Below are 13,384 nucleotides of genomic sequence, written 5' to 3' on the forward strand. Positions count from 1 at the left end.
AAGGAATTCACAAGCGATTTCGTTAATTTTGTACTCGTGGAGCAAGAATTAAATAAAACCCTCGATTTACTGCAGCTAATCAGCGACAAGATTCATTATTTTGTGAAAGATTACATCTATGATGGATGGATGCTTCAGGTGCTGGCCAAGTTTCTGTTTTTAGGACTTTTGGTCTTTGTGTTAGATTTCCTATTAAAGCATGTCGTTAGCTTTGTGTTTCGTCAATTTTCGAACGAAAAGGTCTATCCTTTAATAAAAGCGATTTCTCAATCGAGGATCACCTATTCCCTTGCTCACCTGATCACTCTTTCCTTTGCGCAGATGGCTTTGTATTCCGTTTTCTGGAGACATAAGTACAGTCACCAATACCTAGAGAGAATCATAGGTCTAGTGATTGTGGTGGTCATTGCCAATTTAGCGGCCCGATTCTTAAAAGCAATTCAATATTATTACACCTATAAGGGTGATTATTACCGCATTGTAGCGATTAATGCTATTTCTCAAACCTTAAAAACGGTAGGGATTTTTATCTTTACTCTGCTGGCAATAAGTGTCATCTTTGGAATTAAAGCCACGACCATTCTAACCAGTCTAGGTGCGATTACGGCGGTACTTGTTCTCGTGTTCCGAGATACGATCCTTGGGTTTATGACCGGGATTCATGTCGCGACCTCGAAAAGCTTAAAGGTGGGAGACTGGATCGGGATTCCCAAATACAACCTAGAGGGGATCATTGAGGACATTAATATTATTACGACCAAAATTGCAAACTTCGACAAAACGATTTCTACTATTCCTACCTATGATTTGCTTTCCACGGAAATTCGGAACAATCAGATCATGGCGGAAGGGAACAAGCGAAGAATAAAGCGCTCCATTATCTTTAACATTAATTCTTTTAAATTTATTGATCAAGAGCTTTTAGGCCAGCTCAAGAAAGTGAATTTATTATCTCACTATCTTGAGAATGTTTCCCTCGAAATTGAAAAAGAAAAGCAAGCGCATCCGAACCCAGCAGAAGCCATTAACGGAAGACAACTTACCAATATTGGCGTCTTTCGAAAATATGCTCTGGAGTATTTGAAGCAAGATCCGGATATTGATCCCGACGAAATGATCCTCGTGCGTCAGCTAGAGAACACGCCGCAGGGACTTCCTCTAGAGGTCTATTGTTTTGCAAACAAAGCAGGACTTACCGATTTTGAAACCATACAAGCCGATATTTTTGACCATTTGCTAACGGCAGCAAAACTTTTCGAACTAGAAATTTCGCAGGTAAGTTACTACTAGATTCCAGAGGAATTTAATGGGATTAATTCACTGCGTTCAATGCATAGAGAATCATGACAAAATTAAGTGTTAACATTAACAAAATAGCGACCATTCGCAATGCAAGAGGGGCCGATACCCCGAGCGTTACCGAGGCTGCGAAAAAAATTCAATCATTTGGAGCCCAGGGGATTACGATTCATCCAAGACCAGACGAAAGGCACATTACCCGCAAAGATGTTTATGACCTAAAGCCCCTGGTGTATACGGAGTTTAATATTGAGGGCAATCCCGAATCCTTTTTTATCGACATGGTAAAGAAGGTGAAACCTGAGCAAGTAACCCTGGTTCCCGATTTGCCCGATGCAATCACCTCCAATCAAGGGTGGGACTGCGTGACGCACAAAGACTTTTTAACAGAAGTCATTGCCGAGTTTAAAAAGGCAGGAATTCGGACTTCCATCTTTTTGGATCCAAATCCAGACATGGTCGAGGCCGCTTTTTCCACGGGGACCGATCGAATTGAACTTTACACAGAAGCGTACGCTTCTGGGTATGCCCAAAATAGAGAAAAGGCACTAGCGCCTTACATCGAGACTGCTCTACGAGCTCAGGAATTTGGTCTTGGAATCAATGCGGGGCACGATCTTTCGCTAGAGAATCTTCAGTACTTTAAGCAGAATCTTCCGGGACTTCTGGAAGTCTCGATTGGACATGCTTTGATTTCAGAAGCGCTTTATATGGGACTTGAAAACACCATACAAGCCTACCTGAAAAGACTCTCTTAATTCCTTTTTTTTTTTCACTTTAAATAGGCCTTGCGACTTGCAGGGGTAAATTAGAACAATGGAAATTCTTAATTCAAAAATATACGGCAGTCAGCTTGAGACAACTCCTGTACTTGTTTTTCATGGTCTTTTTGGCATGCTAGACAATTGGGGAAGTTTTGGAAAAGCTCTAGGGGAGTATTTCCCTGTGCATTTGATCGATCTTCGTAACCATGGCAAGAGCTTTCACTCTGCGGAAATTAGCCATGATTTAATGGCAGAGGACATTCGTACGTACATGGAGAGCCATCAAATGGAGAAAGTCATTTTGCTTGGACATTCCTTAGGGGGAAAAGCCGTGATGCAGTTCTCTATTCTTTATCCTGAGCTTGTGGAGAAACTCATTGTAGTGGATATGGGACCTAAAGCCTATCCGCCTCACCACCAAGCGATTTTAAAAGCGCTCAACAGTGTGGATTTTCAACCGGGACTTTCGCGGCAAGACGTCGATTCGATCCTCGTAAACCACGGACTGGAAAAGTCCGTCATTCAGTTTTTGGCAAAGAATTTAACTTGGAAAGAGCCCGGACTACTTTCCTGGCGATTTAATTTGAAAGTCTTAACGGAGAAATACCATGATCTCGTAGGCAATCCCATTCGATACGGCGTTTTTGAGGGTCCTACCTTGTTTGTCAAAGGAGAAAAATCCAATTATCTTCTTCCACAAGATTCCTTTCAAATTAAGCAGCAATTCCCAAATTCAAAAGTAGTCGAAGTCCCGAAAGCAGGGCATTGGGTGCAAAGTGAAAATCCGGTGGATTTCAATAAAGAAGTCTTTGAATTTCTTTCGGTCCCTTCGGTATCTTAGCCCTACTTATTTCGCTTAATCCGTCTCTCCTTTACGAGAAGGGAAGACAGCAAACAGAGGGCAGAGAAGGGAAACGAAAACCTTGTTTTGTATTGGTTTTTAGCTCGAAGGTAAGAATGGCTAAAGTACGCTGCTTCGGGGTTTTTTAATTATCTTTGCCAAGAACGCAAAATTTAAAATTTTACGCCCCATGATTGCAGTTACCGGCGCCACAGGTCTACTAGGTCGAGTCCTCGTGTTTGATCTTATTCGCGAAGCACAAGAGGTTCGTGCTCTTTGCCGCGCCTCAAGTGACCTAAGGGCCGTTAAAGATGCTTTTTTCTTATACCACGGGGGAACGCAAAAGCTCTGGGAGCAAATTGAGTGGGTAGAGGTGGATTTTAAGGACCTCGATACCCTGGAAAAAGCTCTTGTAGGCGTAAAAAGTGTTTACCACTGCATGGGAGAAGTTTCTTTTGATCCCAGGAAAGAAGAAAAGATTTATCAGACCAACGCAGAGGGAATCCAAAACCTTCTTTATGCGATCGAAAATTCACAGGTAGAGTCTCTTTTACACGTGAGCTCCATTGCGGTTTTAGACGGGCATAATGCAGAGGGAGAAGTGGACGAAACGTGTGATTTTAATCCCAAACTTACCCATTCTTCGTACGCAATTTCAAAACACATGGCAGAGTTGGAAGTCATGCGCGCTTCAGCAGAAGGCTTAAGAGTAATTGTGGTGAATCCAGGAATCATTCTCGGTTCCGGAAACTGGAAGCAAAGCAGCGGAGAGCTTTATTCTCGTTATAAAGACTTGCCTTTTGCTCCTCCAGGCATTTCCAGTTATGTCGATGTAAGGGACGTCTCTAAAGCGTCTCGCCTCTTAATGAACTCAGAGCCGAAGAATGAGCGCTATATACTTGTTTCAGAAAGCAAACCCAATCTGTGGGTTGCGAATCATATACGGGCAGCCTTCCAAAAAAAAGAGGCCAAAGTTTTACCTGCCTTTGTTTTAAAACTAGGCGTAGGACTTCAGTTCCTATTAGGGTGGCTTGTTCCATCGCTACGAATGCTCAATTCCGTAAATGTAAAAGCCCTTTGTTCGAGCAGCAAAGTGAGCAGCGAACAGTTTAAGAACGAATTTAATTTTGAGTTCATACCGGTAGAAGAAAGCCTTAATTACCATCTTGATCATTATATAAACAAAGACAAATCCTCACTTTTATGAATGTAACTGAATTTCTAAAAGCAAACACCCAGAAATATCCCACGCGTCCGGCGATTGGCTTTAAAAAAGACGAGGAGTGGAAGGAGCTTTCTTGGATGGATTTTTCTCGTATCGTGTACAAAACGGCCAACGCCTTAAAAGAGTTTGGAATTAAAAACGGAGATCATGTCGGAATTTATTCCGACAATTCTGCAGAATGGATTGTTTTTGATTTAGCTACAATGGCCTTAGGGGCCGTGAGCGTTCCGCTTTATTCGACCGCGAATGCAGAGCAGGTTTCTTACATCCTGCAGGAAGCCAAGGTTCGCGTCCTACTTGTCGGAAACCAAGAGCAGTATGATCTGGCTTTTGATTTAATGGAAAATGGCCTAGAAATCGAACAGCTTATTTTGGCCAAGAAGAGAATTTGGACGAAGAAAACCAAAAGTGTTTACCTAGACGAGTTCATTAAAAAGGCGAGCGAAACCTTAGAGATTGAGCCAAAAGAGCACGAAGATCTAGCGACCCTTATTTATACCTCTGGAACCACAGGAGAACCGAAAGGAGTGATGCTCACCCACGGAAATTTCACAAAGGCCATCGCGGCGCATTTTGAGTTTTTTAAATTTCAATCCTTTGAAAAGGAGCATTCGCTTGCATTTCTGCCTTTAACGCATGTCTTCGAAAGAAGCTGGACTTTGCTTTGCCTTACAGGGGCTGCCAAAGTAAGTTTCTTAGAAAATACCAAATTGATAGCCTCTGCGCTTACGGAGGTAAAGCCCACCCTTATGTGCGCGGTTCCACGCTTCTATCAGAAAATCTATGCAGGCGTTCACGGGATGGTGGAGAAATCCTCACCTGTAAAGAAAAAGCTCTTTGCTTGGGCACTTAAAGCGGGTACGGAGCGCGCTGAGATTTTACGATTGGAAGGAAAGCCTTCGCTTTCTCTTCGTGTAAAGTATGCAATTGCGAACGGTTTAGTGTTTCAAAAGATTAAAAATAAAATGGGAGGAAACCTATGGTTTATGCCTTGCGGCGGAGCGTCCATTTCTCCTGAAGTGACAAAGTTTTTTGCGGCCCTAGGCATTCCTATGACCGTAGGGTATGGACTTACCGAAACCACAGCGACCCTTACCGCTTTTCCTCGTACTCGCTATGAGCACGGCTCTTGTGGAATCCCCCTGAATGGAACCGAAATCAAAATAGGTCCAGAGGATGAAATTCTTGTGAAAGGTCCCGGAATTATGAAAGGATATTACAAGAAACCGGAGGAGACCGATCATGTTTTTACTTCCGACGGTTGGTTTCGAACCGGCGATGCAGGGAAAATAGATTCAAAAGGGAATCTTTACATTACCGATCGTATCAAGGACTTAATGAAAACCTCCAACGGGAAGTACTTAGCTCCCCAATTGATTGAAAATATACTTTTGAATGACGAGGATATCTCTCAAGTGATGCTCATTGCAGAAGGTCGACCGTTTGCAAGTGCTATTGTTGTTCCTAATTTTGAAGTGATTGAATCTAAACTTACAAGTTTAAATATAACCCCAGGAGATTGGGAAGAAGTCACCAAGAATTCTAGATTGCACGAGTATTACAGCGAAAGAATTGGCGAGTTGCAAAAGGGATTGCAAGGTCATGAAAAAATCAAGAAATTCATTTTGCTTCCAAAAGAATTTGAAATTGAGTCGGGTGAGATTACCCCGACTTTAAAAGTCAAAAGAAAAGTGGTGCTCGAGAAGTACCATACAGAAATTGAGAAATTGTACAAAGCTTAAGTCCTTCCAGAAAGAGACAAGTTTGAATCAAATAGAAAAAGAAATGCATACCGAATTTTTGGCCTTGTTTGAGGCAAAGGTTTTTTCAACAAGTGTAAAACAAATGGCTCCCAGCAATATTGCCCTTGTGAAATATTGGGGGAAATACGCAGGGCAAATTCCAGCGAATCCAAGCATTAGCTACACGCTTAAGAATTGCAACACCCAAACGGAAATGAGTTTTGATACGGAGAAGCCTTTTGGGGTGGAGCTCTATCTAGCAGGGGAAAAGAACCCGGCATTTTCAAAGAAAATTGAAACTTATTTTAAAACCATTCAGGCTTATTTGCCTTGGATCACAAAAGGGTTCTACGAAATCCACACAGAAAACTCCTTTCCTCATAGTTCGGGAATTGCGTCTTCTGCCTCTGGATTTGCAGCCTTAGCTAAATGTCTGATGGCTCTAGATGAGAAGTTTGGATCTACCCTTTCCCAAGAACAGAGTCTCCAAAAGGCTAGTTTCTTAGCCAGACTCGGAAGTGGAAGTGCCGCTCGAAGTCTGCACGAAGGACTTGTGGTTTGGGGAGAAATCCCAGAAATGGAAAAAAGCTCCTCTCTTTACGGACTTCCTTATCCTTCTAGCGAAGTTCATCCCCTCTTTAGATCCTTTAACGATTGGGTTCTATTAATTCACGAAGGTGAGAAAAGTGTAAGTTCTACAGTCGGACATTCCCTTATGAACGACCATCCTTATGCAGAGCGTCGCTTTGAAGAAGCAAGAGAGAACTTAAGTGAACTCTTAAGAATATTAAAAGCAGGGGATCTACAGGCTTTCATTAAACTTGTGGAGCATGAGGCTCTTACTCTTCATGCGCTCATGATGATGAGTAATCCGGCTTATCTTTTAATGAAGTCGGGAACTCTTGAGGTGATTAATGAAATTTGGAATTTCAGAAAAGAAACGGGACATCCCCTTTTTTTCACTTTAGATGCAGGAGCGAATGTCCATTTGCTTTTCCCACAGAACGAATCTAGAGAGGCCATCACCACCTTTATTGAAACCAGCTTAAAGCCACTCACCCAAAAAGGAGGCATTGTAAAAGACGAAATGGTTTTTTAACCCTTTCAAAAAAGAAGATTAATAGAAAATTAGAGACAACCGTAAATTCACAGAGGAATGAAAATAGGATTATTAGGCGGAGGCCAGCTCGGACGAATGCTCATTCAAGAAGCTTTAAAATACGACGATCAGTGGTTCACGCTCGATCCCGCTAAAGATGCACCTTGCCACACGATTTCTGATTTTACGCAGGGCGATTTTAATAACTATCAAACGGTTCTAGACTTTGGAGAGGGGAAAGACGTGGTGTCCATTGAGATTGAGCATGTGAACGTCGAAGCGCTCTTTGAACTGGAAAAAACAGGAGTTGAGGTAATCCCTAGACCTAGAATCATTCAGATTATCCAACAAAAAATTCTTCAAAAAGAGTTTTATAAGGAGAAGGGAATTCCGTCTCCTAAATTTCAAGCGGTGCAGTCTAAAACAGAAATCGATTTTGAATTTCCTTTCGTACAAAAGCTCAATACAGGTGGATACGATGGAAAGGGCGTTCAAGTGATTCGTTCAGAGGAAGATTTAGAAAAACTATGGGATGCACCCTCTGTAATTGAATCCCTGGTCGATATTGAAAAAGAACTTTCCGTCATTGTAGCTCGCAATCAAAAGGGAGAAGTGGCGGTTTTCCCTGTCACGGAAATGCTTGCAGATCCCGTTCTAAACTTACTTGATTTTAATCTTTGTCCAAGCGACATTTCTTTGGATGCAGCCTCCCAAATTGAAATGATTGCAAAGCAATTCCTTCAAGCTGCAGAATCTCCCGGCTTATTTGCTATTGAACTCTTTTTAGATAAAAAGGGGAAAGTTTGGGTAAATGAAACTGCGCCAAGGCTTCATAACTCAGGGCACCAAACGCAAGAGGGGAATTTTAATTCCCAGTTTGAGCAGATGTATCGAGTGCTTAAAAATCTTCCGTTAGCCAGTACCAAGGAGAAAGGCTATTCCGGTATGTTAAATTTAGTAGGAGAGGCAGGGTATTCAGGACCTGTTCTCTATGAAGGACTAGAGAATCTCCTATCTAGACCCAATACGTATGTTCACCTTTATGGCAAGACAGAGACGAAACCAGGTCGAAAAATGGGACACGTGAACGTGGTTGCAGAAAATAGAGAAGAGTTAATCCAGGAGCTCTTAGAGCTGAAGAAAGTAGTACGAGTGATTTCGAAATAGGACTCCGGATTTTTTTTGGTAGGTCCATCGGGGTTTTACTCATTTTAATTTACAAGCTATTTAAATGGCCACTTCCGCGCATTCGTTTGGTAGCCTAATTTTTTTATATTTTCATTATCTTTGAAAACTAAACAAGTAGATATGGTAGGAATCATCATGGGTTCGCAGAGCGATCTTAGAATTATGCAAGGTGCAGCAGACATATTAAAAACCCTTGAGGTCCCTTATGAATTGACCGTTGTGTCGGCGCATCGTACCCCTAAAAGAATGTTTGATTACGCCTCAAGAGCCAAAGAAAGAGGACTTCGTGTGATCATTGCAGGAGCAGGGGGCGCTGCCCATTTGCCAGGAATGGTCGCAAGTGAAACCACATTGCCAGTAATTGGGGTGCCTATTCATTCAAGCAATTCAATTGACGGATGGGACTCCATCCTTTCCATACTTCAAATGCCAGCTGGGATTCCAGTAGCCACCGTCGGATTGGACGGCGCAGTGAATGCAGGTCTTTTGGCTGCAAAAATTATCGGCAGTTTTGATGAGGCTATATCCAATAGACTATCAGAGTATCAAAAAGGACTAGAGACCAAAGTTCTTGGAACTGTGCAGGCGCTTAAAGAGCAGCATCCGAACGGATACGACCTTTAGTGTAACCACTTGTAAGCACCTGGAAACTCACGATTCCAGTACGCTTCGTTGTGTTTTCCATCAGGGTGAACTTTGTAAAAAACGTTCTTCGTTTTTACTCCTTTCTCTTTTAGTAAAGTAATCACCTTTGAGGTGTCTTTTCCCATGTCAAAGGATTCCTTTTCCCCTTCAATGAAATAGTATCGCTGTTTCCTCAGCGAGTGATCCGATTCTTTTATATAGGTCATTAAAGGTTCACGATTGAACCAAAATGCGGAACTAAAAGCGAGGATGTTTCCAAAAGTATCGGGGTATTTCACACCGCCGTAAACCGATATTAGTGCACCTAAAGAACTTCCACCAAGGGTCGTATTCTTGCGTGAAGCTTTAGTACGGTAATGAGAATCAATATAAGGTTTTAAAGTCTCCACGACAAAGGCGAGATATTCATCTCCGCTTCCTCCTGCTTTGTACTCTTCGTTTTTAAAAGGAGAGAGTTCATCCATCCGTTTTTCTCCTCCGTTGTCTATCCCTACGACAATACTCTCAGCATATCCTTCTTTCGAAAGGGTATTAAGCGTCTCGTCTACTCCCCATTCCCCTGCATAGGATGTGGCCTTGTCAAAAAGGTTTTGTCCATCGTGCAAGTATAGAACTGGAAACTTTTTATTCGATGAGGTATACGAAGGAGGTAGATAGATCCAAATTCTTCGTTCTCGATTTAATTGAGGGATTTCAAAGTTCTCAGAGAGAATATGAACGTTTTTTTCTCTTGTAGAACTTGAATGCTCTTGCGCTGTGGCGGTGCCAAGCATTCCAATCGCCATGAGAAGGGGTAAAAATTTCATTTTTTTGGTTTTACGATTCAAAAAACTCCATTAAATCTTTGTAGTTCTTTTGGTTTACGCCGTGTCCACTTACATACTCACGGAAAGTGAAGTAGCATCCAAAATCGTAAAGCATTTCTGCTCCTTTTGAGCCCCATTCTAAAGGAATTGTGACATCGTCAGTTCCATGAGATACGAAAAAGCGAAGGTGTTCCAAACGCTTTTTTTCTTTGACTCTTTGGGTCAGAAGTCTATTTTCGGGATAAGCAGAAAGCAAAGCTACTTTTGAGAATTGCTCTGGATAAGTAAGGGAGAGGGCATAACTTAGAATTCCCCCTTGACTAAACCCGCACAAATGCGATGGGGTCGTATTGTCAAGCTTATAGCGTTCTCGAATTTCTTTAATCGAGTTCATCACGGCATTGAGAGAATCGGTTGCCTCAGGAACATCCACCAGACGTTCCAGATCCATGAAGTCAATCGAATACCATGCGTAGCCCTCAATGGGGGCGTTTAACGGCGCTCTAAAGCTTACAATGATCCAGTCCGAGGGTAAGTCCGGTGTAAAAGCAAAAAGGTCCTCCTCGTGGCTTCCATAGCCGTGGAGTAAAAATAATATGGGGGTAGCGGGAGTGATTGTTTCAGGTTCCCTTACTAAGTGATCTAATACCATAGCCCAAAGGTAAAGATTTTCTTTAAAAAGAGAGAGAATCATTGTCCCTTACATTTGGCTACGAAGTAAAAAAGCCGAATTTTTTACGATTCGGCTTAGTTTGTATATTTCTTGTGAAAAGACTAGTTAGATTGCTTTAAGAATGAAGTAATTCTTTTTCCCTTTCTGTAGCAAAAGGAATTTCCCATCGATTAAATCGCTTTCCGTGCATTGAAACTCGGCATCCACTTTCACTTTGTTGACCGAAATACTTTGTCCTTTTAGTTCTCTTTGTGCTTCGCTTTTGGATTTTAAAAAGCCACTCAACTCCGATAAAACATCGGTTAAGTTACTATCAAAAAGATCTGCTTTTGAAACTTCTTTTTGAGGAACCCCTTCAAAAACTTCCAAAAAAGTTTCTTCTTCAAGTTCAACTAAGTCAGAGGCCGTGGAACGTCCAAAGAGAATCTCAGAAGCTTTAACCGCCTTCTCGTATTCTTCCTCTCCGTGCACCCACGTGGTGACTTCCTTCGCCAAGGTCTTTTGAAGTTTGCGTTCGTGCGGGGCTTCTTTATGAAGGGTAATTAAATCCGTAATGGTCTGTTGATCTAAAAACGTGTAGAACTTAATAAAGCGCTCGCTATCTTGATCGCTTGAATTTAACCAGAATTGGTAAAATTTATACGGGGAGGTTCTTTTTTTATCGAGCCAGTAATTTTCACCGCTTTCTGATTTTCCAAATTTAGTTCCGTCCGCTTTGGTAATGAGGGGCACCGTTAAGGCGAAGGCTTCTCCTTGTACTTTTCTACGGATTAGTTCGGATCCTGTGGTGATGTTTCCCCACTGGTCGGAACCGCCCATTTGTAGTTTTACATTCTTCTCTTTGTATAAGTGCAGGAAATCATATCCTTGCAATAGTTGGTAGGTGAATTCAGTAAAACTCATTCCGTCAGCACCGTCTTGGCCTGAAAAACGCTTTTTTACAGAGTCTTTCGCCATCATGTAATTAACCGTTAAATGCTTTCCGATGTCTTTAACGAAATCTAGAAAGGTAACTTCCTTCATCCAGTCATAGTTGTTCACCAATTCTGCACGATTCTCTCCTGAACCTTCAAAGTCTAGGAAACGAGAAAGCTGGCCTTTCAAACATTCTACATAGTGATTAAGGGTCGCCTCGTCCAAAAGGTTCCTTTCCGAGGATTTCCCAGAAGGGTCACCAATCATACCTGTCGCTCCACCCACAAGTGCGATTGGCTTGTGGCCATGCTGCTGGAAATGAGCAAGAACTTTAATGGGAATAAGACTCCCTATGTGCAAAGAATCGGCCGTGGGGTCAAACCCGATATAGGCAGAGGTCATCTCTTTATTGAGTTGATCTTCGGTTCCTGGCATCATGTCGGCGTAAAGGCCGCGCCATTTTAATTCTTCGATAAAAGGATTCATTATTCTAAATTTATAACGTGCAAAATTAGTAAATACTTCCTAGAGCGCCTAATTAAACCTAACATGCTTTTAGCCACTTTCCTTTAAAGGTTCCATTCTTTGCCTAGGAGTGAGCAGCCCCCTTATCTCTAGTTTCATTAAGTTCCTCACTCTTATTTTGAAGTGGAATTTTTGTGGGTTTCTTCAATTCTAAGGACTTGCTGTAGAAGGTTCGATTTACACTTTATTTTTTCGTAAATTTGTCTTTTAAATGACGAAATCAAAGCTCCTTTTGCTCATTCAAAAAGCGCGTGAAAAAGACCAAAAAGCGCAGACTCAACTCATTAATTTGTATTGGGTAGCGGTCTTCTCTTATGTCTTAAAGAAAGTAGGGGATAAGAACGATGCAGATGAAATCACCGTGAAGGTGTTTTCGAAAGTCTTAGGCAAACTCGATTATTTTGATCCGCAGTTTGAATTTAAAACGTGGGTTTTGACCATTGCACAGAACACGACGATTGATTTTTGGAGAAAAAAGAGTCGGGAGACGAAAGACTTGCATACCGATTTAGAAGAAGTGCATAATGAATTTGCACAATCTCCCGAGGAACTCATGATTAGTCTAGAAGAGCAGTCAGAGATTAGGCAGATTCTCTCTACCATGGATAAAAGCTATCAGCAAATTATAACGCTTCGCTTTTACGAAGAGAAAAGCATTAAAGAAATTGCCGAGGAATTAGGACTCTCGGTTTCGAATACAAAGGTTCGAATTATGCGAGCCAAAAAGGTCCTAGCGGAATTATTAAAGAAATAAAAAAGCAGGCGAAAGCGTGCAGACTATTATGGAAGAGCAATTAATGACCCCAAATACAACGATACAAAAACCGAAATGGATTCGGGTGAAACTCCCAACCGGTAAAAACTACCGGGAACTTCGTTCCTTAGTGGATAAATACAAACTTAATACGATTTGCCAAAGTGGGAGCTGTCCCAACATGGGTGAATGTTGGGGAGAGGGGACGGCCACGTTCATGATCCTTGGAAATATTTGTACGCGTAGTTGTGGTTTTTGCGGCGTTAAGACTGGGAAGCCACTCGATGTCAACTGGGATGAACCTGAGAAAGTAGCACGATCTATTAAGCTTATGAAAATTAAGCATGCAGTTCTTACCTCTGTAGACCGTGATGACTTGAAAGACATGGGATCCATTCTATGGGCAGAAACCGTGAATGCGGTGAGAAGAATTTCCCCGGGAACCACAATGGAGACGTTAATCCCAGACTTCCAAGGCGTTCATAAACATATCGATCGCATGCTTGAGGTGGCACCCGAGGTGATTTCCCATAACATGGAAACTGTAAAACGATTAACAAGAGAAGTACGGATTCAAGCGAAGTATGAACGTAGCCTTGATGTGCTTCGTTACTTGAAAGACTCAGGTCAAAGAAGAACCAAGACGGGTCTAATGTTAGGACTTGGAGAAGAGAAAGACGAAGTACTAAGAACCATCGAAGACATTCGCGAAGCGAAAGTAGATGTGATCACGATAGGACAATATTTACAACCTAGTAAAAACCATTTGCCCGTAAAGCGATTTGTAAGTCCTGAAGAATTTGAAGAGTACCGCGAATTTGCTTTAGGGTTAGGGTTCCGACACGTGGAGAGCTCTCCTTTGGTAAGAAGTTCTTACCACGCCGAAAGACACTTATTGTAATTACTAA

General features: G+C 42.0%; 13 protein-coding genes. 10 read left to right on the forward strand and 3 right to left on the reverse strand.

Going from position 1 to position 13,384, the window contains the following annotated elements; translation table 11 throughout:
• Positions 1 to 36 precede the first annotated feature (36 nt).
• The 8 genes from ACX3PU_RS04185 to purE all read left to right on the forward strand — a co-directional run bounded on the left by ACX3PU_RS04185 (position 37) and on the right by purE (position 8,782).
• On the forward strand, positions 37 to 1,290 hold the full coding sequence (locus ACX3PU_RS04185; RefSeq protein ID WP_459083663.1) for a mechanosensitive ion channel family protein: 1,254 nt from the start codon (positions 37 to 39) through the stop codon (positions 1,288 to 1,290).
• A 53-nt stretch (positions 1,291 to 1,343) separates the two neighbouring features.
• Positions 1,344 to 2,057 carry a pyridoxine 5'-phosphate synthase gene (locus ACX3PU_RS04190; RefSeq protein WP_459083664.1) on the forward strand — a complete coding sequence of 238 codons (714 nt, stop codon included), beginning with the start codon at positions 1,344 to 1,346 and terminating at the stop codon, positions 2,055 to 2,057.
• 58 nt (positions 2,058 to 2,115) lie between these two features.
• Positions 2,116 to 2,904 carry an alpha/beta fold hydrolase gene (locus tag ACX3PU_RS04195; protein WP_459083665.1) on the forward strand — a complete coding sequence of 263 codons (789 nt, stop codon included), beginning with the start codon at positions 2,116 to 2,118 and terminating at the stop codon, positions 2,902 to 2,904.
• Positions 2,905 to 3,094: 190 nt separating this feature from the next.
• Positions 3,095 to 4,111: an NAD-dependent epimerase/dehydratase family protein gene (locus tag ACX3PU_RS04200; RefSeq protein ID WP_459083666.1), complete on the forward strand. Its 1,017-nt coding sequence runs from the start codon at positions 3,095 to 3,097 to the stop codon at positions 4,109 to 4,111.
• Positions 4,108 to 5,871: an AMP-dependent synthetase/ligase gene (locus tag ACX3PU_RS04205; RefSeq protein WP_459083667.1), complete on the forward strand. Its 1,764-nt coding sequence runs from the start codon at positions 4,108 to 4,110 to the stop codon at positions 5,869 to 5,871. The genes ACX3PU_RS04200 and ACX3PU_RS04205 overlap by 4 nt, the downstream gene beginning before the upstream one ends.
• Positions 5,872 to 5,914: 43 nt before the next feature.
• Positions 5,915 to 6,970 carry a diphosphomevalonate decarboxylase gene (locus ACX3PU_RS04210; RefSeq protein ID WP_459083668.1) on the forward strand — a complete coding sequence of 352 codons (1,056 nt, stop codon included), beginning with the start codon at positions 5,915 to 5,917 and terminating at the stop codon, positions 6,968 to 6,970.
• Between the two features lie 57 nt (positions 6,971 to 7,027).
• On the forward strand, positions 7,028 to 8,137 hold the full coding sequence (locus ACX3PU_RS04215; protein ID WP_459083669.1) for a 5-(carboxyamino)imidazole ribonucleotide synthase: 1,110 nt from the start codon (positions 7,028 to 7,030) through the stop codon (positions 8,135 to 8,137).
• A gap of 141 nt (positions 8,138 to 8,278) precedes the next feature.
• The gene (gene purE, locus ACX3PU_RS04220; protein WP_459084012.1) at positions 8,279 to 8,782 is read left to right on the forward strand and encodes a 5-(carboxyamino)imidazole ribonucleotide mutase; all 504 of its coding nucleotides are present in this window, start codon (positions 8,279 to 8,281) and stop codon (positions 8,780 to 8,782) included.
• Here purE and ACX3PU_RS04225 read toward each other — a convergent pair.
• From ACX3PU_RS04225 to tyrS, 3 genes are all read right to left on the reverse strand, one after another.
• Positions 8,779 to 9,609, reverse strand: a complete 831-nt coding sequence (locus ACX3PU_RS04225; protein WP_459083670.1) for an alpha/beta hydrolase — start codon at positions 9,607 to 9,609, stop codon at positions 8,779 to 8,781. The two genes, purE and ACX3PU_RS04225, sit on opposite strands and share 4 nt — an antisense overlap.
• 10 nt (positions 9,610 to 9,619) lie before the next feature.
• Positions 9,620 to 10,261, reverse strand: a complete 642-nt coding sequence (locus tag ACX3PU_RS04230; RefSeq protein ID WP_459084013.1) for an alpha/beta hydrolase — start codon at positions 10,259 to 10,261, stop codon at positions 9,620 to 9,622.
• 126 nt (positions 10,262 to 10,387) lie between these two features.
• The gene (gene tyrS, locus ACX3PU_RS04235; RefSeq protein WP_459083671.1) at positions 10,388 to 11,683 is read right to left on the reverse strand and encodes a tyrosine--tRNA ligase; all 1,296 of its coding nucleotides are present in this window, start codon (positions 11,681 to 11,683) and stop codon (positions 10,388 to 10,390) included.
• A gap of 250 nt (positions 11,684 to 11,933) precedes the next feature.
• Between tyrS and ACX3PU_RS04240 the strand changes: the two genes are divergently transcribed.
• Positions 11,934 to 12,476: an RNA polymerase sigma factor gene (locus tag ACX3PU_RS04240; protein WP_459083672.1), complete on the forward strand. Its 543-nt coding sequence runs from the start codon at positions 11,934 to 11,936 to the stop codon at positions 12,474 to 12,476.
• 28 nt (positions 12,477 to 12,504) lie between these two features.
• Positions 12,505 to 13,377: a lipoyl synthase gene (gene lipA / locus ACX3PU_RS04245; RefSeq protein ID WP_459083673.1), complete on the forward strand. Its 873-nt coding sequence runs from the start codon at positions 12,505 to 12,507 to the stop codon at positions 13,375 to 13,377.
• The last annotated feature ends 7 nt before the right edge of the window (positions 13,378 to 13,384 follow it).

Source organism: Chryseobacterium sp. A301 (genome assembly GCF_054489425.1).